The following is a 24,827-nucleotide window of genomic DNA, read 5'->3' as shown; positions in this document are numbered from 1 at the left end:
GCCGTTCGATCCGGCACCCTTACCCACTGCATTATTCATAACTGGACTTCTCTTCGCGGACGATGCCGCGCGCCCGATCCCCCGGATGATTGGCGCGTAAAGGGCTGAAGCGAGGCGGCAACAAGCCCCTCGCGTAACCCCAACCATCCCGGAGAGAAATCATGAAAAAGGATGCCTCAGCGTCCCGGCGGAGCCATGCGCTAGCCACTCGCAACCCGGCAGACGAGGCCCGTTCAGGCAAGCGACTGGATAAGGCCGCAGTCGCGGGCACCGGCCCCAAACTGACCTCTATCGAATTGTGTGCTGGAGCGGGCGGGCAGGCCCTCGGCATAGCCCGGGCGGGTTTCGATCACCTAGCGCTCGTGGAATTCGACGCTTCCTGCTGCTCGACGTTGCGGGCGAACCGGCCGCTGTGGAATGTCTATCACCGCGACATCGCTAAGTTTGACGGGAGCCGCTACCGGAATCGGGTCGATTTGCTTGCAGCCGGCCTGCCCTGCCTGCCGTTCACCGTCGCGGGCAAGCAGGAGGGCGAACTCGACGAGCGCGACATGTTTCCTGAAGCATTGCGCCTGATCGAGGAGATACGCCCGAAGGCCATCATGATCGAGAACGTCGCGGGCTTCCTGGCGCCGCGTTTCGAGGCCTATCGCCAGCAGTTGCGGAGCCAGCTTGGCAGGCTTGGCTACGACGTAGTCTGGCGCCAGTTCAACGCGTCGGACTTCGGCATATCGCAGGCTCGCCAGAGGGTATTCGTCGTGGCGATGCTGAAGAGGTATTCAGCAGCCTTTGTGTGGCCGGAGCCCGCTGCCAACGCACCTCCTTCCGTTGGCGAAGCGTTGTACGATCTGATGGCTGAGAAGGGCTGGGCGGGTGCCAAGGCTTGGCGCTCAGCAGCAGCCGGGCTTGCCCCGACTATCGTTGGCGGCTCGAAGAAGCACGGCGGGCCGGATCTTGGCCCTACGCGCACCCGGCAAGCATGGGCGAAGCTCGGGGTTAATGGCAAGTCCGTTGCCGATGCCGCCCCGGATAAGGCGTTTGCGGGCATGCCCCGGTTAACAGTCGCCATGGTCGCTCGCCTGCAAGGCTTTCCTGATGCCTGGAAGTTCAGCGGTGGCAAGACTGCTGCCTATCGCCAAGTCGGCAACGCATTGCCACCGCAGCTGGCGCAGGCCGTGGCGAAGAGCATCCGCAAGGCACTCATGGCCAAACAACCTCTATAGCGTCCACCGGCACCGGTATTCCAATCCGGAGATTGGCCTGCTGAATGCCAATTGCAGCCTGTCCTGTTGGTATGAGCGGCCTCACTACCCGCCTTGGGTGACGGGCCTCGTCAGACAAACAACCTGACTTGAAACCAATCGAGCTTACTCGCGCCGGAACCCAGTCCCCGGCCGGTCAAACGGCTTTGCCTATCGCCTAACTAACAACCAATAGTGGAGATGATCATGATCAACCGGAAGTCAACAAATGTACGCGACATCACCGACTCAATCAAACTGCACGACTGGATCGTGGAACAAGCCGTCAAAAGCGCTGTCACGGATTATGAATTCATAGTCATCCACGAGTTTCTGGACCAAGTGATTACCGAAATTGTTGCCAGCAGTTATCTGCCCGCGCGAGCTGTGCCGGCCAACGATATAGATAATATTCTAGATCTCCTTTTGGATAGCGACGCAAGCGACTGGCTTGTGGAATTTGTTCGTGACACGCTCATAGCCATCATCTTTCTCGACAAAGGGCTGATGCTTCATCAGGTAGTTGAGCGACTCGCAAAAGCAGCTGGGCTTCAGTCCGACATCACGTTCACTGGGGCCGGGAACGAAGTCAGGATCAAGTCCTCAAGCGATCTCATTGAGACTCACGGAGTGCTGATAGACGTAGTTGTTCCTCATCAGCTACGAGTGCGTAGCGTGCTGCGACCCCGGCCCCCGAGATACCGATGGGAGTTCTTGCCGGCCGTTACAAAGCCCAAGAAGACTGCTCGTACGCCACGTCGGCCGGCAAATCCCGAACATCGAAGCTAACTGCACGACACCGGCATTGGGCTTCACAGGCGCCTTTTGGCCGGTCCTAGCAAAACCAACCCATCAACTGTGGAGCAAGATCGTGACCGTAACGAAGTCAAAGCCGACCGGAAGAAAAACGATACCAATCACAGATCCCCGCGATTTAATCTGGTGGTTGGCGGCCGCTGCGAAGGCGAGCGAACCTCAGGTAGAAATGCCCAAGGGAATGATCCGGCTCTTCGACATTGTCGTTACAGAATTCGTCGAAGAAGGCGTTTTGGAAGTGCCTTGGGACTGGAGTGAATGGTTCAGCGATCAGCTTTATTCCCTGTACGAACTTGAAACCGAGACCTGTTCGGCGCGGGTCAGCTGGTTGGCCACCAACTGCTATGCGGAACTCATCAATCGCGGCCACGCGGTCTACGCCGATTACTTCATCAAGGCGTTGGCAGCAGGCGTCCTTAGCAAAAGTTTCGGTGCCGGCGCCACCATGGAATTCACTGTTGTGGGTCCTATCACCAAGGTTCGGAGCACGAGCGCATTCCACAGCATTTATGGCTTCAAGGTCAGGGTGGACGTTGGGAATTGCGCGCCTGAAGTCAATCCGCACGGGGCCACGATCACTTCTCGGTGGTTGAAAGACCTCTAGCCAGTGGCATGGCGGCCTATGCGCACCTATGATGCCTAGATCAAAATCGGTTCTGTTCTAACGATGCGATACGATCTTCAACGACGGACATTGTAGAGATCGACGTGCGACCTAGGCGCGGTGGGAGGTCGTGAATCCGACACGCACCTCGCAGGCCGGTCGCCAGACCTCAAAACAGTCAAATTATTGATCTAATTGACAAATAACTTGACAGAGGTATTAATTCCTATTACAATCGGCGGTGTGAGGATGGCCAGTTTTGCCGTCGAAAACGCTGAAAAGGTGGGGTTTTGGCAAACTTCGAGGTAGGGCTTCGAACCCGGCTATTGCCGCTTTCGGCTTCAGGCCGACGCCACCGAACATCATCTGAACTCAGCCAAGGGCCCCATCTCGGGGCCTTTTTCTTTTAGGAGACCTGAATGACCAACGCAGCAGTTTCTACAGGCACTGTAAGCGCCATACCTGCCCTCATCGTTCTCGGACTGGACGATGGCGGCAAAGCCCACGCCTCATGGTTCGGTGAAACCGAAACTGAACTTGCCGAGAAGGCCGCGGGTATGATGGGCATGGCCGCACTTCCGGCCTCAACCGACGAGCTACGTGATCTGGCGGGCAAGCTGCCGCAGGGCAGGGTGTTTGCCAGCGGCAAGGCCTTCGTCCCCTTCGTGAAGGCAACGGTGTTCGACAAGATCGCTACGCACCTGCCGAGTTCCTACAAGTGGCCAATCAGAGCCGACAAGCCTGCGGTCGAGAAACCGAAGCCCGGCAAAAAGGCTTCCGGCACCGGCGCACAGGAGAGTGGGCCGAAGCGCCCTGAACTATCGCGGCCGACCGATTGGACGAAGATAGAGGTGGGAAGCTTGGTCCTGGCCACTGAGGGTGCTTACCAAGGTTGGTTCGAGGCGCAGGTGGTGAGGATCAGCACTGACGGGGTCTACAGCCTGCGCTGGCGCGATTGGCTCGACGTACCAGTGTTCACGCGCAAACTCATCCACATCGCGCTGCTGCATCCGGAGCATACTGACTGACGCTCTCCCGAGCTGGGCGTGTGGCCAAAGGCTGCCGCCCAACCCCTCACCAAAACTCACAGCAGGAAAAATGGTCGCGACACGGGCCAGGACGAGAAGGATTCGCACATGAGTTTGGAATGCAGCTTTGCCGAGACGTGCGCGCTTGGAAACCGGCAGCAGCGCATCGCGCAGTTGAACGATTGCTTGCGCAAGAGCGCACAGGGTGGACGGATTGTGATGACAGCTGGGATTGCGGCCCTGAGTGCTGCCGACATCGCCGACATCGTCGCGGCGGTTGCTGCCTTCGACGCCTTCAATGACGACAATGACCCCCACGGCGAACACGACTGCGCTGTGCTGGAAGCCGGTGGCAAAACGGTGATCTTCAAGATCGACTACTATGACCGGTCAATGACCTTTGGCTCGGATGATCCTGCCGACCCCGCCATCACGACCCGCGTTCTCACCGTCATGTTGGCGGAGGAATACTGATGGCCGGGGGCTTGTCTCGCCGTGCATTGCTGGTGGCTCTGCCGGTCGCGTTTGCCGCGCCTTTCTTCACTTCGCTCGCGAGTGCCGAGCCAGCGACGACCGGTGCCTTACTGGATGCGTCCACCGATGACGTGTCGGTCGCCCTGATGCAAACAATCTGCGCTCACTGCGTTGCCTATTCAGAAGTCAGGCGTCTGACCCGCGAGTTGGGCGCCAAGCTTCCATCGGCCAAGTTTGAAGCACTCGGTCACGCGCTCCAGGCCGAACGAGCCTTGCGACAGATCCTCTTCGACCTCCCCATGCGGAATGAGGCCGAGCGCTATGACAAGGCCATATATCTATCGGGCTTATTCAGGAGTGAACCCTGGTGTGATCGATGATATCGCCGGGATCCCCGCTTCGGGCGTTCGGGAACGTAGCAGCGGCATCGTTCCCTCTGGCATGTTGGCGATACTATTTGCCCGGCTTCCGTCCCGCGTTCAACGGCTTTGGCCATTCGCAACCGTGACAACTGCCGGATGGGTTCGCAAGGGCCTACGGCCCCACATGGCGCGCGGCTGACGGCAAGGTTGTGGTTGGCGCAGTAATGCACGGCAGCATTGCATTGACCGAACTGGTCACAACCTTGACCCGACTTGCCGCTTCGATAGTTGTTTTGCGGGCCGTATAGGGGTCGCCAGCGCGTGCCAGGCGGTTCGGGTGCACGAGGGGGGCGGCGCGGGGCGGTGGCCCGCCGCCGGGGGGGGCGGGGGGCGGGGCGTGCTCGCCTGAGGTGCAGGTTGGGCCTAAGCGAACGGCAGCTTTGCGCCTCATATCGGCCGTACAGACTAGCTTCGCCAATTCCTGAAAGCAGACATTGCGGGCACGAGGTGGAGTTGCGCCATGCTCGCGCCAACGGCATGTTGCGAAGATCGCGCAGCGCCGGTGTTGGAACTGAGACTCCCGTTCGGTTCGGACTTACGCCACACGATCGCTCCGGAGTAAATAAGCGGCTGAGGACCGACATCTCTCCCGCCGCCAGTCAGGCGTCAGGGAGCCAGCGCAATGAGCGGTTGTCCTTTCTCGACGATATAAGTCGCAAGCTCGCCGGGTCCGCGCTGGCATTTCTTGCGGTGTGGACAACGCCCGCAGGGACGAACAGGACGTCGCCCGCGCGCAACGTCGTCCACGGCCGCGCCATCAAGAACAAGGAGGCGCTGGCCAACCCCGAGGCGCTGGAGCTGTTCAGGAATCTGCCGCAACTGGCGGACTAGAAATGTTAACGACCCTTATCCGCTTGAGCTCAGATATCGCGTTCTACAGACGATCGTCTGCTCCCTTGAATCCGGTCGGAGAGCCTAGGGCTGCGACGGCCCGCTCAGGCCGCGGCGGCAGGCTTTACCAGGTCATTCTCGGCGCCAATCATCACCACCAGGACATGGCACTGCTCGTCGAACGGATTGCTCCAGGCGTGGATCGCACCGCACTGGATCAGCGTGTCACCCGCGTTCAGCTGGATGCTCGCGCCGTCGTCCAGCTCGCACATGCAACTGCCCTTGACGATATAGACCGTGTCTATCGTGGCGGTGCGATGCATGCTGTCCTGCGAGGCAAGTTCTGCCTTGGTCTGGGGTTCCATCAGCGTGTGCATATAGCGGAGGCCGCCGATCGGAGGGAAAAACCAGCCGACATTTGGGCGCTCGCCGGCGTCGGGAAAGTGCGGGTTTTCCGCCGCCCACACGTCATAGACGGCCCAGTCAGCCCTGTTCGGTGTCGGATTGGCCGGCAACTGTACGTCGCTGGCGATTATCGCGCGGCCATCCTTGTTGTGTGCCGTCACGACGCGTCTCATGGCCATATTGTTTCTCCAGTTCGTTGTTAGATGTTTGATGCCGGATGGCGCTTGAACGCGACGATAGAGGCGAGGGCGAGCCAACTGGCGATGACCGTTAGTTGCATCTAAACATGGCTGCACAGGCCAACAAGTAGGATGGATTATCGATGGATAGTATGGAAATGCAGACCACTGCAGGGTTGGCATCCGCGCAGGTCGAACACAAGAATCGAGACATGCGCCGCGCTCTGGCGATGATCTCCGGAAAATGGAAACTGGAGATCATGTCCATACTTGGCCAGCGCGCACACCGATTTGGCGAGTTGAAGCGTGCGGTCCCCGGCATCACGCAGCACATGCTGACGCAGCGGCTGCGTGAACTTGAGAATGATGGCTTGGTCTCGCGAACGATTTTTGCCGAGATTCCGCCACGCGTGGAATACGCGCGAACCGAGCTCGTCGTCGAGGTATGCCCCTACATGGATGGGCTTCTCGAATGGTATTTGGCGAAGGCTGCTCCCACAGCCAACGCTGATTGCCCAACTTTGCCAGTTCGCAGTGCGCCGTCAGATCAATAGGAAAGCGAGACCGCATGTTTACATTGCTGACCGTGATCCGGAAGAAACCGGGGATCACGACCGAAGAGTTCAGGCATTTCATGGAATTTGATTATGGACCGACCTACTCCGGGATGCCGGAAACTCGCGAATACGTTCAGTACCACCTGTCCGATATGATGAGCGATGGAGCCGAACCTGCGATCGATGCCATCGTTAAGATCAGCTTCGATTCCCCGGAAGAGATGGCGAAAGCGCTACAGGCCGAAAGCTACAAAAAGGCGAGCAAGCTGCGGGAAGGGTTCATGCAAGAGACGTCGGTCGGGATTCATTCAGCCGTCGTCGACAAAATAGTCAAACTGGTATGATAACGACCGACCGCACCGCGCGACCTTCGCGGCCGTTCCAAACGCAGTTCGGACAAGGCCTGGTTTTCCGGCCTAGGCTGACCGACGCATGAACCTATTGGCAGAACGGCTTCAGCCTGCCGCCGACCGCGGCCATGTTGTCGAGGTTGCCCGCGCCGGCATCACCATCCCAGTTTTTTGCCAATCTGAATGCCGTCACGCCCTTCGGCAGCAGCAGGACATAGTTCTCGCCCCAACCGTCCATGATTGGATAGTAGAATGAGCAGTCGCTTGACTTGTAATGGGCACGCCAAAACGCCTTCCGGTAGAAGGGTTTCTGATCGACGCCCGTCGGTAGGCCGACTGGATCGGTCGCCGGGTTGATGTCGGCCAGCATTTCGGCGTTGAGCAATTGCTTGTCGCCAAATTTGCCGCCGTTCTGATAAAGCCGTGCAATCTTGATGAGATCGCTAATCGTCGGATAGTAGCCGTAAGCCATGAGCGGCTGATCGCCTTTCGGATTTGGCTCGATGGTTTTGTTTGTCGGCGCGTAGTGGATGCCGATCGGCCCATAGACCTCCCTCACTATGTAGGTCCAAACATTGGCATCAGGCCCCTCTTTCTTTTTTAGGTAGTTCGTCAGCCCGACGCCGAGTAGGAAAAAGTCTTCGTCGCGATACCGCGCAACCTTTTCCGGTCCCCAGGAATAGGGTTTTGCGCTCTTGATGAGATTGCCAACCTTTTGCTTGGCGGTCGGAGCCTCGTACCAGCCATAGTAGTCGTCGGCATAAGGGTCGAACATGTTGATCGGCTCGGCCTTGTCGGTCCCGTAACCCATACCGGTTGCCATGTTCAAAGCATCGCCAAAGGTAACGTCCTGCCATCCAGCGACGCCTTTCGCCTCATCGACATAGTCGGCGATCTTGGTCGTGAAGATGTCCGGGCCGTATTTCTGTGCGATGCTCAACATCGCCACTGCGGTGGCGGCAGACTTGGTAACGGACCACACGCCGAAGCGCTGATGTTCGCAATAAGGCAGCTCACCCGCCGGCGTCGGGCACGATTTCAGGTAAAACCTGTCGTCGATCATCAAACCGTCGAGCACGATTTCGTTCGGCCGAATGGCGCTGTCGAAACCTTCGAGCTTATCTTTTCCGACCTTGGCCTCGAGGTCCGACCAAGACGCAATGGTTTCTTCGTCGGCCTGCGCCGCCTTGAATGTGTCGATCACCGCCTGCGCATTTGGAATTTTGGCCGGCGCGTACTCCGCGGTCAGGCTGCCGGCGGCAGTGAAATAATCTTCTATGTAGAACGGCGAGGTCTGCTGAAGGATCTGATACCGAATATGGCTGAGCTTCCCGGCTTTATAGACGAACGTCGCCACACCGTTGTGGGTCTCCCCTTCGATCGAGTTTACCAGCGAGAACGGAAAGGACGCTCGTGACCAGCCGTCATCACTGGGCTCCGACCATATCTTTCCCGGCTGGACGATGATGTCCCAGAAGCTATGACCGCCGGGAAGCGTACCGTTCCTGATCACATCCTGCGTTGACGGGATCAGATCGTCGCCATCGGCTACAAACGACAACGACACGGCTGGAAATATCTGCGGGTTCTTGCCAAGGACATTGTCCTTTTTGAACTTTGCCGGTTCCGTGAGCATAGGTGCTTCCGAAACCTTCAGCGTCCCCTCGAATGTCTCGTGTGCTTTTGCTGCGTCCGGCGGAGCCAGGAAGGACTTGTTGTCGACAAGCGCCGCCGAACTCACAGGATTGTCGATTTCCGCTGCTGACAGCCGGGCGCCTTGTCCCGCTGCCATCACGGTGGCGGCGCTTAGGCATACGGACGATATCAAGATTGAGAGGAGCGGCCGTGACATCGTTTACCTCGAATGTTCGTTGCGAGCATGCCAGGAGGCTAACTTAGCGCGATCCGGAAATCCATAAAACCCAAGTCGATTATCGACCACTAGACGGTCGCGGGACGATTCGGAACAACACGGGAAGATTTTGATTGGCCCACGGAAAACTCAATAGAATCAAAAAATACGTCCTCCGGGCCTGCCAACACGTATACCTGCTTCCCAAGACCATGAATCTTAGAGGCGGTGCGCCTAACCAGAACCGAATGTATTCATTTCACGGACCAATCGACGGCTTTGCGCCTCATCTCGGTCATTCCATCAGCTATCGCGGTCCACCAAAAGCCGACATCGGTCCAAGCGCTAACGGCTACTTGCGCCAATAGCGGACTTCTGCCTTTCGCTGTTGCGGACCTGTGATAGGGCGCTAGGCCTGTCAGTGCGCGTTCCGTGACCCGCTGCTTGATGGCCTTCGTCGTCCTCATCCGGTGTCCGCCAGCAAGCGTAGACCGCCTCGTTGTTGATCACGATGCGGTGGTCTACCTCATGAAGCCGGGAAAGGGTGTCAAGCTTCGTCCCCTCGTCGCCGAAACGGTCCACCGCCTCACACACCTGCCGGAGGCAGCCCCCACTCCTTAAGCGCTCGAATCGCGAAAACCAGTAGAAGAAATCAAAGTGCAATCGCTCGGCTACTGTAGCCCCGCCACGCGCAGAGCGCCAAATAGGTGGTCGAACTCCGCCCGATCACGGTACTCGATGGCGGCGTGCAGGCTAGGCTCCCACTGCTCAAGTCTGCGGCCCGGGAAGCTCGGCCTCTCGCGTTCAGCTACGGCCAAGAATTCCGCGAGCATCGCGCGCGCCTCCGGCAGATGGCCGGCCGCGGCGTAGCTTGCCGCAAGCCAACATCGAACCTCGTTGTTGGGATTGTGTACCTGCTTCAGCGTGGCTATCGCCTCCTCGTAGCGCCGCGCCGTGAACAGGGCGATGCCGCGATACCAGACGATGTAGTTGAACTCGAATGGATTGTGGCGCCTGGCAATGTCGAATTGCTCAAGCGCAGCCTCGGTCTCGCCTACGGCAGTCAGGTAGAGGCCATAGATCCCGCGAGCATCGACATCGTTCGGGTTAAGAGCGATTGCCCGGCGGAGATGAGCGCACGCCTCATCATACTCGCGACGGTAAATGTGAATGTTGCCGAGTAGCCAACGTGCTCGGCAGTCAGCTTCATCGAGAAGGACGGCACGCCGCGCCAATGTGTATGCCATGGCGAGGGCCGACGCTTGGTCTTCGATCCAACCGCAGATATAGTCCATGCAATAGGTCCATCCGAGTTGGGCATGAGCCAGGGCGCTTGTGGGGTCCAGTTCGACAGCAGTCTTCGCCCAACGCCGGGCCTCTGCATTGTCGTCCTTGGTGTAACGCAGCAGGAGCGCCTCGCTGCGAAGTACATGGTCGTAAGCCGACAGGGCGTCGGGACTCAATCGGAGGGCGCGCTCTCGCCCGGCGGTCTCGATCTGATAACCCAACGTGGTGGCGATGGCGCTGATGATCTCATCTTGCACTGCCAAAATGTCGACCGCGTCGCGGTCGTAGTGTTCGGCCCATAAGTGGCTGCCGCTCGCCGTGTCAATCAATTGCGCACTGATTCTCACACGTTCGCCAACCCGGCGAACACTCCCTTCGGCCAGGTAGCGCACTCCCAGGTCTCGCCCCACTTGGGTGACGTCTCGCTCGCCAGCCCGATACTGGAACGAAGAGTTGCGGGCGATCACGAATAGGGTCCGAAAGCGTGACAGCTCGGTGATGATGTCCTCGGTGATGCCGTCGCTGAAATACTGCTGTTCGGGATCACCACTGAGATTAAGGAACGGCAAGACGGCGATCGACGGTTTGGTGACTGGCAGCGGAAGCTCGCGAGGGATAGGGAGGGCGACCTGCTCTGGTGGGTATGAAGGCGCCTTCCTTCGTCCGCGGATGTGATCAACCAGCGCGATTGTTGCAGGTTCGGGCTGCACGCCCAGTTCGCGGTGAATACGCTCACGAAGGACCTCGTAGAGCTTGAGTGCCTGCGCCGATTGGGCCCGATCGCTATGAACCTGCATGAGGGTGCGGTACGCGGCTTCGCTGAGCGGATCCAACAACAGTAGTTTCCGGGCCGCCTTGGCCGCGCCATCCGGATCGCCGGCAGCCAGCGCCTTGGCCATCAAGTTCGCGAGCGCATGCTCGAACAGCTGGCGCAGTCGTTGACGTTCGACCAGCAGCCAATCCTCAAACGCTGGATCGTGGATTGAAATGCCGTCGAGCAGGTCCCCTCGATATAGCGCCACCGCCTGCGTGAGCGATTCAATCGTGCCCTCTTGGACTTGCTGTTCGAAGGTCAAAGCGTCCACGCTGATCGTATCTCGGTTGAGCGCGACTGATCGCCGGTCTACTCGGAGCACTTCGTCGCCGGTCCTATTGAGGCATCGGCGCAGCCGCATGAGGGTCTGCTTCAGGCTGCCACGCGCCTGGTGGTCTCCTCGCTCGCTCCATAGCAAGCCTGCAAGCCGATCGCGGGAATGTGCGTCCCCCGGCGTCAATACGAGAATTGCCAGAAGCGCGCGATCTTTCTGACCCGGCAGATCCGCCACTTCGCCGGATGCCGATCGGACTTTGAATCCGCCAAGGAGCGTCAGCTTGAGGTCGGTCATGTCCAGGGCATCAGGTCAGGCACATTCGCCGCCTCAGCGCGTGCCCGAATGCAAACACTACGAGTTCACCTGGGGAAAAACAACAGAGGCTTGCGATCGCCTCTCCGGGCCGGATTCGGGCGGATGACCGAGTGGCGATCTGCCGGTAGCGCTGAAATCACGATGTCATGACGGTAGTTAGGACGATCCAATTACCGCCCCGAGCTATGTTCTAATCTCACATCAGAGGACTGAATCATGGCTCTCCTGAAGATCGAAGATCACGCTGGTCTCAGCCTTTTTCCAAGTCTCTCAGGAGCCAGGCGATGGGTCGTTACCTTCATCGCTACTATCGTTTCGACATACGCACTGGACGCGATTGCTACGGCTACAGGCATCCTTCTCGTCACGTCGCACATCCTACAGGGTCTCGACCACGTGGTCTTGCTTCTGTTCCTAGCCTGCACCTATGTCCTATGGGGTCTAGGACTGAGGGTGAACCTCAAGGCGAACTGGATGCTGCTCGAGGAGACCGGCACCAGCACGAACGTCCTCTCGAAGGCGGCATGCGATCTCGTCAAAGCCAGAACCAGGAGCGTGGGCGCACGCAAGATCGCGGCCGCGGTCGGTTATGTCGGTACCGAACTCGCGAAGGAGGCGCCATACTATGTCGGCGCTTTCGGCGTCGTCCTTCTCACCGACTCGGTCTCCGCGAACGAAGCCATAATTTTCTTGGGGGGAGCGAACTTGGGCGCCGCCGCGTATGAGTACGGCCTTGCTCGTGTCGTGCGAGTTGTTCTGCACCGTCAGGACGGCCCCGCCTATGCCTCCTTCGATACCGACTGGGTGCCGCGTGACTACCTGAGAGACTACTATAGTGTCATCGAGCCGGACGAACATAGAACCATAGAGTTTTTCGTCGACGCGATAAAGGAAGCGGAGCCGAATGAACCGATGCTATATTTTGGCGTGGGGCCCACCCTCCACCATGTGTTCTTGGCCGCCCGCACGGCCTCCGAGATTCACCTGGGCGACTACCTGCCGGCGAACTTGCAGGAGATCGAGCGTTGGATGAATCGCGACCCCGATGCCCACGACTGGCACCCTTTCGTCCGCTATACGCTCGAGTGTGAAGGCTTGGCCTCGCCCAGGGATGATGAAATCACTCAACGCGAGGAACTTGCGCGAGCTAGGATCACCCGGCTGCTCGAGGTTGATATCCGGCGCGTAGATCCTCTTGGCGAACAGAACACGCCGCAATACGGAACTGTGATCAGTGCCTACTGCGTGGACTCGTTGACCGAAGACCGCGACACATGGGAGACCTACATGGAGCGTATCGCTGGGCTGGTGCGTCCCGGCGGGACGCTTCTAACGGCCGCCCTGCGCCGCTCTCGCGGCTATCTCGTCGGCGACAAGAAGTTCCCGAGCGCCAATGTTGACGAGCACGATATGCGCGAGGTTTTGGAGCGCTACTTTTGCCGCGAAGACCTCACGATTGAGGTTTGCGAACTGGCCGAGGTCGAATCAAAGGGCTACTCGAGCGTCGTTCTTGCGCGAGCTCACCACCGAGGCTCGCGTAGCCCCCAAATGGCTCGTACCGGCGTCATCAATTCAGCGTTAACAGGATGACCAGTGACCCATCTATCGCCAGTCGCCGTTCATTCGAATGGCGATCTTCGCGCATCGTGAAACGACCAACGAGGAGCCGGACAGGTACGCGCCTCATCACGGCCGTTGCGGTTAGTTTTGCCGCTGCCTGAAAGCCGACATTGTCGGCAACTATTTCCCCGCGAAGTCACGGAACCAGTGCGATAACCTTCCCACTTGCCCGCAGTTGTTGTACGTACTTAGCTGACGGAACGTACCTGCGATTGAAGCTGCAAACCCAGCTTGCCTTGATCGATGGTCCAGACGTGACCGTCAAAAAAGGTCGAGTTGGGTCACAACCCTCGACGACGAACGGATCGGCAGGTCGCTGCAGGCAAGCGCGGCCTCGCGCACGGCTTCCGAAGCAGGAGCTTGTTTCCGGGTCGTTTTCGAACGATCCGGAGGAGGCGCCGAGGGGATGCCAACACCACATCTAGGCAGCGTCGCATCGGCGCCGTCAGGTGGTCTGCAGCAGCGCGAACAGTGGGCGGACGACACCAGTCAGGAGCTCACGCTCTGAGTTCGTCCGCGCCAACACGCGGATGCCTAGCGTCAGCGGCGCATATGGTCCGACGCGCAAGCTCTGCAAGGCCAGGCCAAGGACAATGGCGACCGCGCCGGATGTGGCGATCAGCGTCCCGACGGGAGCGTCGAAGACGTAGGCGATGATCGAGAGGCCCGCCGCCACATAGATGATGCCCACAATAAGGTCTTGCAGGAGGCGTCCCTCGCGGGGCTTTTGTTCAAGGATGAGGAAGACGCGGACCACGCCAATCAGCGACCATGCGGCATTGATCCACCAGATCACCTTGATGATGTCGAGGAATACGCGCTCCACCTCGGAGATGTCGGCCGGGCCGACCGCATACGGGATGATCCCGTGATAGAGCAGCAGCGCCGTAAGCGCCAAAAAGAATGCCAGCTGACCGACAAGGCGCAGCGTCGGCCGACCGCGAAGCAGGATGCGCGTAACCAGTGCGCCGATCGCCGCGAGCACGCCGGTCTGGACGATGGGATCCACGACGATGTTGGATAGATGTGCGTAGGTGACCATGGGATTGGGAGCAACGTATTGTTCAACGACAAGAGGACCCGATGTGAAAGCTCCGCTGTGCGGGCCTGCCTCGAGGTCGGCGATGGCGGCTGAGACTGCCGCCCGAAGGGGATTGGACGTCATGGTGCGGGCGGCGAAGACCTGCTTGTTGAAGAAGACGGTCACATGCGGCAGCCGCCCGCGCGCGAGGTCCCGCTCAAGATGTTCAGGAATGTATACGGAGGCGACAGCCTTGCCTGAGCGCACCTCGGCCTCCGCCTCGCAAAGTTTGCGGCAGCGCATCGTTACCCTGATCCCGGGCGCCGAACAGATTGCATCGACGAAGCCGCCGGACACTGCCGATCTGTCTTGATCCACCACCTCGACGGGAAGGTCGCGCACGATTGCCCTACTGAGCATGGCGCGCAGTGCTGACGGCAGATTTGCTGGTCTTCCTGCCGCGACCACAACCGACCACATCCGGCGAGCCTTCAAGTCCTACGGTTGAGTCGGGACCCAAACGGTCATGCCGGACTGGAGCGCCGCCAGGTTGTAGACATGCCGAGGGATGGGCACGGCGACCGAACGACCTGCAGAGACGTGGCGGGGGAAGAAGCGCTGCGCAAACTGTCTTCCGGTGATCATGAAGGCCTGGCTATCGTCATGGTTCTTTCCTCTAGCGTACGAGATGGCGAGAGAGGTTGCGGTGGGTTCAACCTTCCCGACGCTAGCGCTGCCGAGAGCATCGTTTGACCATGGGTCCGTGTTCGGTGCTTGTACAAAACACTGGGCATTTGTATGAATTTAATAATCGGCTCAATTGTTAAGAACTAAGGTCGACTTTTCATGAGCAATTGAATCAATGGAAGCCTCCACGGCTACCGCTGCAATTTGCAAAGCGATAATAGCGCATCCGTTTTGAGCGACCAGCGCTACACGTCGAATGCCGCCTATGGCCTCTCTCCACAGCGTCGGTTCGGAACCGCGCTATGAATTCCGCTGGCGCTTCGTGTGGCTTTGGTTCACATTGAACCGGCGAAGCAACGCGCGGTACACACGGTTGGGCGACCAAGAGGCAACCAACGAGTGAACCGGGAGCGCGGCAGGAGGGGATTTCCGATGGAAACACCACTAGCTGATCGCATAGCGGCCGATCCGAACTATCAGTTGCTGAAATCGAAGCGCGCGCGCTTCGGATGGACGCTGACCCTGGCAATGATGATCGTCTACTATGGTTTCATCCTCCTCATTGCCTTCAGAAAGGACCTGCTGGCGATAAGGATCGGCCACGGTGTGATGACCTGGGGAATTCCCGTTGGATTCGGCGTGATCGTCTTCACGATCGTGATCACGGCGATCTACGTCCAGCGTGCCAACAGCGAATACGATGAGCTGTCCGAAAAGGTGAAGCGGGACGCGCTGAAGTGAATACCACCCACACGATACTTTGGAAGTTCGTCTGCGTCGCTACCTTCTTCGCGCTCCCGACGGTGGTCCTCGCCGCCGGCGGCGATCTCGGTCCTGCAGAGAAGCAGCCCACGAACTGGACCGCGATCTCCATGTTTGCGGCGTTCGTCGTGGGTACGCTCTTCATAACGAAATGGGCGGCGTCCCGAACGAAGTCCGCCGCAGATTTCTACACCGCCGGCGGCGGCATCACCGGCTTCCAGAACGGGCTGGCGATCGCCGGTGACTATATGTCGGCGGCATCGTTCCTCGGAATCTCGGCGGCGGTGATGGCCTCCGGTTACGACGGACTGATCTATTCGATAGGGTTCCTGGTCGGCTGGCCGGTCATCACGTTCCTGATGGCTGAGCGACTGCGCAACCTCGGCAAATTCACCTTCGCGGACGTTGCGGCGTTCCGCTTCGCGCAGACGCCTGTGCGTATCTTCGCCGCCTCAGGCACGCTCGTCGTGGTGGCCTTCTATTTGATCGCGCAGATGGTGGGCGCGGGCCAACTGATCAAGCTTCTGTTCGGACTCGACTATTGGATGGCTGTGGTTATCGTCGGCGGGCTGATGATGGTCTACGTTCTGTTCGGAGGCATGACGGCGACGACCTGGGTGCAGATCATCAAGGCATGCCTGCTGCTCGGCGGTGCGACATTCATGGCCGTCATGGTGATGCTTCGGTACGGTTTCAGTCCAGAGGGACTGTTCAGTCACGCTGTCGAGATCAAGACGCAGCTCGCGACGGAGGCAGGCGCCGCGCCAGATATCGCGGCACAAAAAGGGTTCTCGATCATGGGGCCTGGCACATTTATCAAGGATCCGATTTCGGCGATTTCCTTCGGCATGGCGCTGATGTTCGGCACGGCCGGACTGCCGCACATCCTGATGCGCTTCTTCACGGTGCCGAGTGCCAAGGAGGCGCGCAAGTCCGTCATGTGGGCCACCGGATGGATAGGCTATTTCTACCTGCTGACCTTCATCATAGGCTTCGGGGCCATTACATTCGTCCTTACGGATCCGGCGTTTGTCGACAGCACGGGCGCATTGATCGGCGGCAACAACATGGCGGCCGTTCATTTGGCAAGGGCCGTTGGCGGAAACGTGTTCCTAGGCTTCATCTCGGCTGTGGCGTTCGCGACCATTCTCGCGGTTGTCGCGGGTCTCACCCTGTCGGGCGCGTCGGCCGTCTCGCACGATATCTACTCGACGGTCATTAAACGCGGCAAGGCGGACAGCGCCTCGGAACTGCGCGTGTCGCGCATCACGACAGTGTGCCTGGGCGTGCTGGCGGTCCTTCTCGGGATAGCGTTCGAGAAGCAAAACATCGCCTTCATGGTCTCCCTCGCTTTCGCGATCGCGGCCTCGGCCAACTTCCCCGTGCTGTTCATGTCTGTGCTGTGGAAGGACTGCACCACGCGGGGCGTTGTCATCGGAGGCTTCCTCGGACTGATCTCCTCGGTCGTGCTGACAGTCCTGTCTCCGTCCGTCTGGGAAGTCACGCTCGGGAATCCAGTGGGCTCCGCGCCGTTCCCGTACGCGTCTCCGGCGCTGTTCTCGATGACGATCGCGTTCGTCGGTATCTGGCTGTTCTCGGTGCTCGACAGCAGCGCTCGGGCGCGGATCGACCGTGCCGGCTTTGCGGCGCAGCAGATCCGCTCCGAAACGGGCATCGGTGCATCTCAGGCGTCCGGGCATTGAGCGACAGGCGACCTATGCCGCAACCGGATCTGCGTGCGGAGGTCCAGGAAGCGGCGGAAAGCGTGCCCCAAAAAGTCGGCCCGTTCGAGCCAGTACGGGCCGGTCCCGAGCATCGCGAACGCCGCGAGTTCGTTTCCTTGATGGCGTCGAGAGTGGGCGACGCGTACGTGCGCAAGCCCTTCTTCGTCGAGGGCGATATGGATATCGTCACATTGTGCTGCGAGCTCTCGCGACTTGGCCTGAGCGACGCGCTGGTTCGCGACGGCGATCGCCTTGGCGTTTTCACCACGACCAATCTGAGGGACGCGCTGCTTCGGCCGGAACCGCCGGCGGAGCTAGCGGTGCGAGAGGTCGCCACGTTCGAGCCGCGGTCAGTCTCGGTCGACGACGAACTTTACGATGCAATGATCCTGATGCTGCGCCATCGCATCCATCGCGTGGTCGTGCGCCGAGGAGACGCCGTGGTCGGCGTGCTCAGCCAGCTCGACCTGATGGCCTTCGTCGCCAGCCATTCGCACCTGATCGCGCTTCAGGCGGCGCAGGCGGCAGATGTGACGGAACTGAAGGCGGCGGCGCGGCAAATCGACAGCCTGATCAAAGTGCTCCAGGACGACGGTGTGCGCGTCGATGTCATCACTGGACTCGTGGGCGAGTTGAACCGGCAGGTGTTCCTTCGCCTCTGGGAACTGGTCGCGCCGGAGCCGCTGCGCGCGAACAGCTGCCTGATCGTCATGGGCAGCGAAGGACGCGGCGAGCAGATCATCAAGACCGACCAGGACAACGCGCTGCTGCTGCGCGACGGCTTCGTGTTCGAGGGGCTGGAAGGGGTCACCGAGGCCTTCACGGCCGCTTTGATCGACTTAGGCTATCCGACCTGTCCGGGCGGTATCATGCTGAGCCGCCCGCTGTGGGGCCGGCCGCTAGCCGGGTTTCGGGACTCGCTGCAACAATGGATCCATGGTGCCGATCCGCAGGGGACAATGAACTTGGCGATATTTCTCGATGCCGCAGCGGTGGCCGGCGATGCAGCGCTGCTCGAACAGGCGCGCGACCATGTCGACTACCTCCTGTCCGACAGCGACGCTTTCTACGCGCGCTTCGCGAGCGCCGTGGACCAGTTCGGCGATGACGGCAGCTGGTGGTGGCGGCTGCCGGGCTTGCGCGGACGGGCGGCGGCCGAGATCGACCTGAAGAAGCTCGGTATCTTCCCGCTGGTGCACGGGGTGCGGACGCTGGCGCTGCAATATCGCGTGCGCGCGCTCGGCACCGCCGCCCGGCTGCGCGCGCTGGTCGCGGACGGTCGCATCGACGAGGAGCTTGCCCGCGACCTGATCGACGCGATCCACTTCCTCATAGGCCTGAAGCTCGCGAGCAATCTTCGGCAGATGGCCGACGGGCGGACGCCAGACAACAGGATCCGCCTCACCGAGCTCGGCACGCTGGAGCGACAGGCGCTGAAGGATTCGCTCGCGATCGTGCGTCGTTTCAAGCAGTGGCTGGGCCGGCACTACCAGTTCGACTCGCTGTGAGATATCGTCACGCGAATTGGACGTTTTGCCGAGGCGGCGTGCCTTGGCAACCCAAGTTGCTAGGGCCTTTCCGATGAGTGGTCGTCACGCGAGCCCGTCCGACGGTGGCAAGGATCCCCCGCGCGGGCCGCGCTCACATCAGCTGCTCGCGCTCTGGGGTGCGGGGTTGGTCCTGTTTAACTTTCCGATGCTGATCGTCTGGGACCGTGATTTGACGGTGCTTGGTCTGCCGCTGCTACCGGTGGCGCTCTTCGGGATCTGGGCGGCGCTGATCGGGGTGCTGGCCTGGGCGAGTGAGCGCCCCGACACCCCCCGAGCCGTGAACATTGATAGACGTGTGTGAAAAAGCGATGGAGCGGCCATCCACACAACCCGCAACCTTGCCGCTGCCGCGTCCAGCACGCCCAAGCTCGTCCGACTGAGCGATGATCGCCGCTCCGTTGGTTCTCGGCGTTTCCTTCGGCTATCTGTTGCTGCTGTTCGCGATTGCCGCCTTCGGCGACCGGCGCGCGGCACGCGGTCGCTCGGTGATCGGCAACGCATGGGTCTACGCGTTGTCGTTGGCCGTCTACTGCACCGCATGGACCTATTTCGGCAGCGTGGGGCGTGCGGCGGCGTCCGGGGTCTGGTTCCTGCCGATTTACCTCGGGCCGATGCTCGCGATGCTGCTGGCCTGGATCGTCGTGCGCAAGATGATCCGCATCGCTCAGACATACCGGATCACTTCGATCGCCGACTTCGTCGCCAGCCGTTACGGCAAGAGCCCGTTGCTGGCTGCGCTGGTCACGTTGATCACTGTCGTCGGCATCGTTCCCTATATCGCGCTGCAGCTGAAGGCGGTATCCGCCGGCTATCGCCTACTCACCAACGGCATGGAGCCGCCCGTGGTCCCGACCATCGCCTGGTGGCAGGACGGCACTCTCTTTGTCGCGCTGGCGCTCGCGGCGTTCACGATCATGTTCGGCACGCGCCATCTGGACAGCGCCGAGCGGCACGAAGGCATGGTCGCGGCCATTGCCTTCGAGTCGGTCGTTAAGCTCGTCGCTTTTCTCGCCGTGGGCGCCTTCGTGACCTGGGGCCTGTTCGACGGCATTGCCGATATCTGGTCGCGGGCTCAGGCATTCCCGGAGCTTCGCGCACTGTTGCGGCTCGGCGGCGAGGGTGGCGACCCCTCGTTCGGCTACGCGCAGTGGTTTGCGCTGACGCTTCTCTCGATGCTTTCGGTGCTGCTGCTGCCGCGCCAGTTCCAGATGATGGTCGTCGAATGCGTCGATGAGCAGCACCTGCGGCGGGCAGCGTGGGTCTTTCCCGCCTACCTGCTGCTTATCAACGTCTTCGTACTGCCGATCGCGATCGGCGGGCAGGTCGTCTTCGGCCCGGGGCGGATGGACGCCGAGACCTTCGTGCTTTCGCTGCCGCTCACCCAAGGTGCGCCGGCGCTGGCGCTATTCGTGTATGTTGGCGGCCTGTCCGCGGCTACGGGGATGCTTATCGTCGAGACGATCGCCGTCTCGACGATGGTCTGCAACGACCTTGTCTTGCCGTCGCTGATGCGCCTACCCGGGTTCGGCGCCGGGGCGCGCGGCGACCTGACGCGGCTGCTGCTCAACATCCGTCGTGCCGCCATTCTCACGGTGCTCATGCTCGGCTACCTGTATTTCCACGTCGCCGGCGAGGCATATGCGCTAGTCAGCATCGGCCTGATAAGCTTTGCGGCCGTAGCTCAGTTCGCGCCGGCGTTGCTGGGCGGCATGTACTGGCGGGGCGGCACGCGATTGGGTGCGCTGGCCGGACTGCTTGGTGGCTTCGCCATCTGGGTCTACACGCTGATGCTGCCTTCGGTGGCCAGATCAGGCTGGATCCCGGCCGCATTCGTCGAAGAAGGCCCTTTCGGTATCGAATTGATCGCGCCCGAACGGCTTTTCGGCCTTGTCGGGCTCGACAATCTCACCCATTCGCTGTTCTGGAGTCTTCTTATCAACGGTGCACTCTATGTGGGACTCTCCCTGTGGCGTGCGCCTGAGGCCCGTGAGGCGAGCCAGGCCCTGCTATTCTGCGATGTGTTTGAGCGCGGGCGTTCGACCGGCGAGCCGGCGCCCATCTTCTGGCGCGGTCGCGCCCGACTCGAGGACCTGATGCTTCTTGCGAGCCGTCTGCTCGGTGCAACCCGTGCCAGGCAGCTGTTCGAGGACCATGCGAGCGAGACAGGCGTGACCGAGGTGCGGAACCTGACCGCGGACGCGCGCCTCGTTGATCGCGTCGAGCGGCAGCTCGCCGGCGCCGTGGGAAGCGCATCGGCCCGCGTCATGGTCGCCTCCGTCGTGCAGGAGGAGCCGCTCGCGATCGACGACGTGATCGATATCCTCGACGAGGCGTCGCGGCTGCGCGGCTATGCACGCGCCCTCGAGGACAAGTCGCGCTCGCTCGAACTGGCGACTACCGACCTTCGCGCCGCCAACGAGCAGCTGAAGAGCCTCGACCAATTGAAGGATGATTTCATGTCCTCGGTGACCCACGAACTCCGGACGCCCCTGACCTCGATCCGCGCCCTGTCCGAGCTGATGCTGGATGCGCCCGACATGGAGGGTGGTCAGCGCGACGAGTTCCTGCGGATCGTCGTCTCGGAGAGCGAGCGCCTGAGCCGTCTCGTCAACCAGGTCCTCGACATGGCCAAGATCGAATCCGGACATGCCGAGTGGGAGAACACCGACGTCGACATGCGGACGCTCGTCGCGACCGCCGTGCGCGCCACGTCCGAGCTGTTCCGCGAGCGCGGCGCGGTGGTCGCGCTGTCCTTGCCCAGCAAAGTGCCGCTGATCCACGCGGATCCCGACCGGCTGACGCAGGTCATGCAGAACCTGCTGTCCAACGCAGCGAAGTTCGTTCCGGCCGAAGGGGGCAAGGTCGACGTCGTGCTGCGCATCGACGGGGATGGTCTGGTCGTCGAGGTCCGCGACAACGGCCCCGGAGTACCGCCGAGCGAGCAGGCGGCGGTGTTCGAGAAGTTCCGCCAGGGAGGGGATGCCGAGACCCGCCCCGCGGGGACGGGGCTTGGCCTTCCGATCAGCCGTCAGATCGTCGATCATTTCGGTGGGCGCATGTGGCTGGAATCGGAACCGGACAGGGGCGCGTGCTTTGCGTTCCGGCTGCCGCTCCAACCGACGGAGGACAAGGAAACGCCATGAGCTTGAAGGTTCTGATTGCCGACGACGAGCCGAATATCGTCATCTCGCTCGAGTTCATGATGAAGCGGGAAGGCTATGAAGTCGTCGTGGCGCGCGACGGCCGGCAGGCGCTGGAAGCGATCCGCCGCGAGCGGCCGCAACTCGTGCTGCTCGATGCGACGATGCCCGGCATGTCGGGGTTCGATGTTTGCGAGGCTGTGCGCTCCGACGAGCAGGTCCGCGATACCAGGATCCTGATGCTGACCGCGAAGGGGCGCGACACCGACTTTGCGCGCGGGTTCGGTGTGGGCGCAGATGCTTACATGACCAAACCGTTTTCGACGCGCGACCTCATGCAGAAAGTCCGGGAAATGCTCGCATGAAGGTTGACCGGCACCTCGTGCTTGCAATGCTTGCGCCGGGCGCGGCCCTGGCCGTTTGGCTGGCGCTCGGTTGCATTCTGCTCCTGGCGACGCTCGACCCCGCGCAGCGCGCGGCCGTCGACGTCGCGCTCGGCCCGCTTGTGCCGTCCCACGGCATGCTGCCGGTGCTCTGGTGGCTGATCGCGTCCACGCTGGCGGCCTGGGTCGCCCACGGGCTCCACAAGGCGCATGTTGCCACTCCGGCACGGCTCGCGGACGCGACAAGAGTGCTGATCGGCGACGCCGAGGCGCCCGATCTCATTCCGCAGGGTGGTGCTGCGATCCGCGACCTGACCGGTGCGATCAATGCGCTTTCCGGCCAGCGCCGCGGCCTGCAGGAGGATATGGCGCGCCTGGTGGCCGAGGCGAGCCGCGACGTGGCGAAGCAGCGGGACCAACTCGCCGCGCTGATGGCCGAGCTGAACCAGAGCGTAGTGGTCTGTAACCTCGACGGCCGGATCCTGCTCTACAATGGTCGCGCGCGGCTGCTGTTCCGCCGGCTCTCTCTCGCACCGCAGGGCGCCGGGGGCGCTGAGCTGATCGGGCTCGGGCGTTCGATCTACAGCGTCATCGATCGCTTGCTGATCGCGCATGCGCTAGAGACGGTAGAACGGCGCATCGCCCGGGGTAGCGACGCCGCGACGGCGTCGGCGCGCTTCGTAACCGGCACGCCCGCCGGGCACCTCCTGCGCGTGAGCATGGCGCCGGTGCGCCCGGCGGCGGCCAACGGGCTGGAGCTCACCGGCTTCGTCCTGCTGCTCGACGACATCACCGACGAATATCTGGCCCATTCGCAGCGCGACCGGGAGCTGCTCGAGCTCACAGAGGCGAGCCGGGCGTCGTTCGCCAGCATGCAAGCCGCGCTCGACATGCTCGACTACCGCGACCTCGATGCGGAGGAGCGTGATCGCTTCCACAAGGTGGTGCGCGACGAGGTATCCGCGATGAGCACTCGGCTTAACGCACTCGCCGCGAGCACGTCACAGGATCTGATAACGCGCTGGCCACTGCAGGAAATGCTCGGGGTCGACCTGCTCGCCGCCGCCGCGCGGCGGATCGAAGCGGGTACGGGCCAGCCTGTGACGTCGGACGAGATCGACGGGACCTTGTGGCTCAGCGTCGACAGCTTCGCGCTGATTCAGGCGTTGGCGTTCCTCGCGGGCCGGCTCGTCGCGGCGTTCGACCGGCCCGAGTTGCGGCTTCGTCTCACCCGCGCCGGAGGCCGCGCCCACGTCGACATCATCTGGTCGGGCCAGGACGCTCGTTCCGAGATCCTTTTGGGCTGGCAGACGGGCGCGATGGAGATCGGCGACGAGCGCTCGCCGCTGTCAGTGCGCGATGTCGTAGATCGGCACGGCGGAGAGGTCTGGTTCGAGCGTGACCGCGTGCGGGGGCTGTGCTTCTTCCGGTTCCTGCTGCCATTGGCAACAGGCGAGCCGGTGAACTCCCCCCGGGAGGGCAGCCGACCTGAATACTACGACTTCGACTTATTCGCCGCTAGCGAGGGCAGCCGGGCTCTCGACGACCGGTTGCTCGGGGAAATCGCTTACACTGTCTTCGACACCGAGACCACCGGACTTGACCCCGTGCAGGGGGACGAAATCCTGCAGATCGGAGCGACCCGCATCGTCAACGGCAAGCTGCTCCATGGCGAGTGCTTGGTCCAACTGGTCGATCCGCAACGCAGCATTCCCGAGGCATCCATCCCGGTTCACGGCATCCGGCCGGAGATGGTCCGCGGCCAGCCAACGATCGCCGAGGCGCTGCCCGCGTTTCATGCCTTCGCTTCCGACACGGTGCTCGTAGGGCACAACGTGGCCTTCGACATGCGCTTCATTAAACTCAAGGAGGCTGTGAGTGGCGTGCGTTTCGACCAGCCCGTGCTTGATACCCTTCTGTTGTCGAGTGTCGTGCATCCGAACGAGGTCTTGCATAGCCTTGAGGCGATCGCGGCACGCCTGGGAGTGTCGGTTTCCGGCCGTCATACGGCTCTCGGCGACGCGCTAGCGACGGCCGAGGTGTTCCTTAAACTGCTACCCCTCTTGCGCCAGAAGAACATTTTTACGCTGGGACAGGCACGCGAGGCGGCGCAGGAATCCTACTACGCACGGCTTCGATATTGATGCCGGCGAGCCCGAGCGCACTCTGTGGAGGCAAAACGGTAGCTCTGGGAGCCATCGACGTTGCGATGCTCATGTTGCCCGGCAGGTAGTCGAATCTCCTGACGGATCAACTGGTCCGTGATATGATGAGCTGGGAGCCGCTCGCCATGCCCGAGCGGGTTCCCCGAACGCGGTCATGTGCCGCCGCCGATGGTCGAGCACCAGATTGACGTCGTGAAATCCTTTCTCATGGAGGACATCCATGGCGGGGGTGAGTCGCATTGGGCGCTTCGGCATGGACAAGTTCGGGGAGTAGTTTCGTTGGACGGAGCCGATACGGCGCTCTCGAAGAAGGGGAGACAATG

General features: G+C 61.2%; 21 protein-coding genes. 16 read left to right on the top strand and 5 right to left on the bottom strand.

Annotation, left to right across the window (positions count from 1 at the left end; all coding sequences use genetic code 11):
- The first annotated feature begins 161 nt into the window (after positions 1-161).
- From LHFGNBLO_RS03795 to LHFGNBLO_RS03770, 6 genes are all read left to right on the top strand, one after another.
- On the top strand, positions 162-1,223 hold the full coding sequence (locus LHFGNBLO_RS03795; RefSeq protein WP_258604494.1) for a DNA cytosine methyltransferase: 1,062 nt from the start codon (positions 162-164) through the stop codon (positions 1,221-1,223).
- A gap of 225 nt (positions 1,224-1,448) precedes the next feature.
- Positions 1,449-2,030 (top strand): hypothetical protein, encoded by a 582-nt coding sequence (locus LHFGNBLO_RS03790; RefSeq protein WP_258604493.1) that lies wholly within the window; start codon positions 1,449-1,451, stop codon positions 2,028-2,030.
- A gap of 82 nt (positions 2,031-2,112) precedes the next feature.
- Positions 2,113-2,661, top strand: coding sequence for a hypothetical protein (locus tag LHFGNBLO_RS03785; protein WP_258604491.1), 549 nt, complete (start codon positions 2,113-2,115; stop codon positions 2,659-2,661).
- Positions 2,662-3,080: 419 nt separating this feature from the next.
- Complete coding sequence (locus LHFGNBLO_RS03780; RefSeq protein WP_258604490.1) at positions 3,081-3,689, top strand: hypothetical protein; 609 nt, start codon at positions 3,081-3,083, stop codon at positions 3,687-3,689.
- Between the two features lie 18 nt (positions 3,690-3,707).
- Positions 3,708-4,163, top strand: coding sequence for a DUF3768 domain-containing protein (locus tag LHFGNBLO_RS03775; protein WP_319944205.1), 456 nt, complete (start codon positions 3,708-3,710; stop codon positions 4,161-4,163).
- On the top strand, positions 4,163-4,543 hold the full coding sequence (locus tag LHFGNBLO_RS03770; protein ID WP_258604489.1) for a hypothetical protein: 381 nt from the start codon (positions 4,163-4,165) through the stop codon (positions 4,541-4,543). The genes LHFGNBLO_RS03775 and LHFGNBLO_RS03770 overlap by 1 nt, the downstream gene beginning before the upstream one ends.
- A gap of 641 nt (positions 4,544-5,184) precedes the next feature.
- On the opposite strand, the gene LHFGNBLO_RS03765 is transcribed toward LHFGNBLO_RS03770, so the two are convergent.
- Both LHFGNBLO_RS03765 and LHFGNBLO_RS03760 read right to left on the bottom strand, forming a co-directional pair.
- Positions 5,185-5,343 carry a cupin domain-containing protein gene (locus tag LHFGNBLO_RS03765; RefSeq protein WP_319944204.1) on the bottom strand — a complete coding sequence of 53 codons (159 nt, stop codon included), beginning with the start codon at positions 5,341-5,343 and terminating at the stop codon, positions 5,185-5,187.
- Between the two features lie 177 nt (positions 5,344-5,520).
- Entirely contained in the window at positions 5,521-6,000 is a 480-nt protein-coding gene (locus LHFGNBLO_RS03760; RefSeq protein WP_258604488.1) for a hypothetical protein, read from the bottom strand.
- Between the two features lie 152 nt (positions 6,001-6,152).
- On the opposite strand from LHFGNBLO_RS03760, the gene LHFGNBLO_RS03755 reads away from it, so the two are divergent.
- Both LHFGNBLO_RS03755 and LHFGNBLO_RS03750 read left to right on the top strand, forming a co-directional pair.
- Positions 6,153-6,554, top strand: a complete 402-nt coding sequence (locus LHFGNBLO_RS03755) for a winged helix-turn-helix transcriptional regulator (RefSeq protein WP_258610030.1) — start codon at positions 6,153-6,155, stop codon at positions 6,552-6,554.
- A 14-nt stretch (positions 6,555-6,568) separates the two neighbouring features.
- Entirely contained in the window at positions 6,569-6,901 is a 333-nt protein-coding gene (locus LHFGNBLO_RS03750) for an EthD domain-containing protein (protein ID WP_258604487.1), read from the top strand.
- A gap of 94 nt (positions 6,902-6,995) precedes the next feature.
- Here the strand turns inward: LHFGNBLO_RS03750 and LHFGNBLO_RS03745 are convergent, their stop codons facing one another.
- Complete coding sequence (locus LHFGNBLO_RS03745) at positions 6,996-8,759, bottom strand: hypothetical protein (protein ID WP_258604485.1); 1,764 nt, start codon at positions 8,757-8,759, stop codon at positions 6,996-6,998.
- A gap of 671 nt (positions 8,760-9,430) precedes the next feature.
- Positions 9,431-11,431 carry a BTAD domain-containing putative transcriptional regulator gene (locus LHFGNBLO_RS03740; RefSeq protein ID WP_258604484.1) on the bottom strand — a complete coding sequence of 667 codons (2,001 nt, stop codon included), beginning with the start codon at positions 11,429-11,431 and terminating at the stop codon, positions 9,431-9,433.
- Between the two features lie 237 nt (positions 11,432-11,668).
- On the opposite strand from LHFGNBLO_RS03740, the gene gntF reads away from it, so the two are divergent.
- On the top strand, positions 11,669-13,042 hold the full coding sequence (gene gntF, locus LHFGNBLO_RS03735; protein WP_258604482.1) for a guanitoxin biosynthesis pre-guanitoxin forming N-methyltransferase GntF: 1,374 nt from the start codon (positions 11,669-11,671) through the stop codon (positions 13,040-13,042).
- A 475-nt stretch (positions 13,043-13,517) separates the two neighbouring features.
- Here gntF and LHFGNBLO_RS33615 read toward each other — a convergent pair whose 3' ends face one another.
- Positions 13,518-14,513 carry an ABC transporter permease gene (locus tag LHFGNBLO_RS33615; protein WP_413774662.1) on the bottom strand — a complete coding sequence of 332 codons (996 nt, stop codon included), beginning with the start codon at positions 14,511-14,513 and terminating at the stop codon, positions 13,518-13,520.
- 666 nt (positions 14,514-15,179) lie between these two features.
- Here LHFGNBLO_RS33615 and LHFGNBLO_RS03725 point away from each other — a divergent pair.
- The 7 genes from LHFGNBLO_RS03725 to LHFGNBLO_RS03695 all read left to right on the top strand — a co-directional run bounded on the left by LHFGNBLO_RS03725 (position 15,180) and on the right by LHFGNBLO_RS03695 (position 24,483).
- Entirely contained in the window at positions 15,180-15,521 is a 342-nt protein-coding gene (locus LHFGNBLO_RS03725; RefSeq protein ID WP_258604480.1) for a DUF485 domain-containing protein, read from the top strand.
- A gap of 14 nt (positions 15,522-15,535) precedes the next feature.
- The gene (locus LHFGNBLO_RS03720; protein ID WP_258610028.1) at positions 15,536-17,245 is read left to right on the top strand and encodes a cation acetate symporter; all 1,710 of its coding nucleotides are present in this window, start codon (positions 15,536-15,538) and stop codon (positions 17,243-17,245) included.
- Between the two features lie 14 nt (positions 17,246-17,259).
- The gene (locus LHFGNBLO_RS03715) at positions 17,260-18,774 is read left to right on the top strand and encodes a putative nucleotidyltransferase substrate binding domain-containing protein (protein ID WP_258604478.1); all 1,515 of its coding nucleotides are present in this window, start codon (positions 17,260-17,262) and stop codon (positions 18,772-18,774) included.
- A gap of 166 nt (positions 18,775-18,940) precedes the next feature.
- Positions 18,941-19,117, top strand: a complete 177-nt coding sequence (locus tag LHFGNBLO_RS03710; protein WP_258604477.1) for a hypothetical protein — start codon at positions 18,941-18,943, stop codon at positions 19,115-19,117.
- Positions 19,118-19,199: 82 nt separating this feature from the next.
- Entirely contained in the window at positions 19,200-21,959 is a 2,760-nt protein-coding gene (locus tag LHFGNBLO_RS03705) for a sensor histidine kinase (RefSeq protein ID WP_258604474.1), read from the top strand.
- Complete coding sequence (locus tag LHFGNBLO_RS03700) at positions 21,956-22,321, top strand: response regulator transcription factor (RefSeq protein ID WP_258604473.1); 366 nt, start codon at positions 21,956-21,958, stop codon at positions 22,319-22,321. The genes LHFGNBLO_RS03705 and LHFGNBLO_RS03700 overlap by 4 nt, the downstream gene beginning before the upstream one ends.
- A complete protein-coding gene (locus LHFGNBLO_RS03695) occupies positions 22,318-24,483 on the top strand; it encodes an exonuclease domain-containing protein (RefSeq protein ID WP_258604471.1) in 2,166 nt (721 codons plus the stop codon). The genes LHFGNBLO_RS03700 and LHFGNBLO_RS03695 overlap by 4 nt, the downstream gene beginning before the upstream one ends.
- Positions 24,484-24,827 lie beyond the last annotated feature (344 nt).

The sequence above is a fragment of the Mesorhizobium sp. AR10 genome (genome assembly GCF_024746795.1).
Lineage (GTDB): Bacteria > Pseudomonadota > Alphaproteobacteria > Rhizobiales > Rhizobiaceae > Mesorhizobium.
This window is presented reverse-complemented; position numbering and strand designations above follow the sequence as displayed.

Coding starts and splice junctions, on each gene's coding strand:
- LHFGNBLO_RS03795 (WP_258604494.1), top strand. CDS start 162: ATGAAAAAGGATGCCTCAGCGTCCCGGCGGAGCCATGCGCTAGCCACT.
- LHFGNBLO_RS03790 (WP_258604493.1), top strand. CDS start 1,449: ATGATCAACCGGAAGTCAACAAATGTACGCGACATCACCGACTCAATC.
- LHFGNBLO_RS03780 (WP_258604490.1), top strand. CDS start 3,081: ATGACCAACGCAGCAGTTTCTACAGGCACTGTAAGCGCCATACCTGCC.
- LHFGNBLO_RS03770 (WP_258604489.1), top strand. CDS start 4,163: ATGGCCGGGGGCTTGTCTCGCCGTGCATTGCTGGTGGCTCTGCCGGTC.
- LHFGNBLO_RS03765 (WP_319944204.1), bottom strand. CDS start 5,343: ATGGCGCGGCCGTGGACGACGTTGCGCGCGGGCGACGTCCTGTTCGTC.
- LHFGNBLO_RS03760 (WP_258604488.1), bottom strand. CDS start 6,000: ATGGCCATGAGACGCGTCGTGACGGCACACAACAAGGATGGCCGCGCG.
- LHFGNBLO_RS03755 (WP_258610030.1), top strand. CDS start 6,153: ATGGAAATGCAGACCACTGCAGGGTTGGCATCCGCGCAGGTCGAACAC.
- LHFGNBLO_RS03750 (WP_258604487.1), top strand. CDS start 6,569: ATGTTTACATTGCTGACCGTGATCCGGAAGAAACCGGGGATCACGACC.
- LHFGNBLO_RS03745 (WP_258604485.1), bottom strand. CDS start 8,759: ATGTCACGGCCGCTCCTCTCAATCTTGATATCGTCCGTATGCCTAAGC.
- LHFGNBLO_RS03740 (WP_258604484.1), bottom strand. CDS start 11,431: ATGACCGACCTCAAGCTGACGCTCCTTGGCGGATTCAAAGTCCGATCG.
- gntF (WP_258604482.1), top strand. CDS start 11,669: ATGGCTCTCCTGAAGATCGAAGATCACGCTGGTCTCAGCCTTTTTCCA.
- LHFGNBLO_RS33615 (WP_413774662.1), bottom strand. CDS start 14,513: ATGCTCAGTAGGGCAATCGTGCGCGACCTTCCCGTCGAGGTGGTGGAT.
- LHFGNBLO_RS03715 (WP_258604478.1), top strand. CDS start 17,260: ATGCCGCAACCGGATCTGCGTGCGGAGGTCCAGGAAGCGGCGGAAAGC.
- LHFGNBLO_RS03705 (WP_258604474.1), top strand. CDS start 19,200: ATGATCGCCGCTCCGTTGGTTCTCGGCGTTTCCTTCGGCTATCTGTTG.
- LHFGNBLO_RS03700 (WP_258604473.1), top strand. CDS start 21,956: ATGAGCTTGAAGGTTCTGATTGCCGACGACGAGCCGAATATCGTCATC.
- LHFGNBLO_RS03695 (WP_258604471.1), top strand. CDS start 22,318: ATGAAGGTTGACCGGCACCTCGTGCTTGCAATGCTTGCGCCGGGCGCG.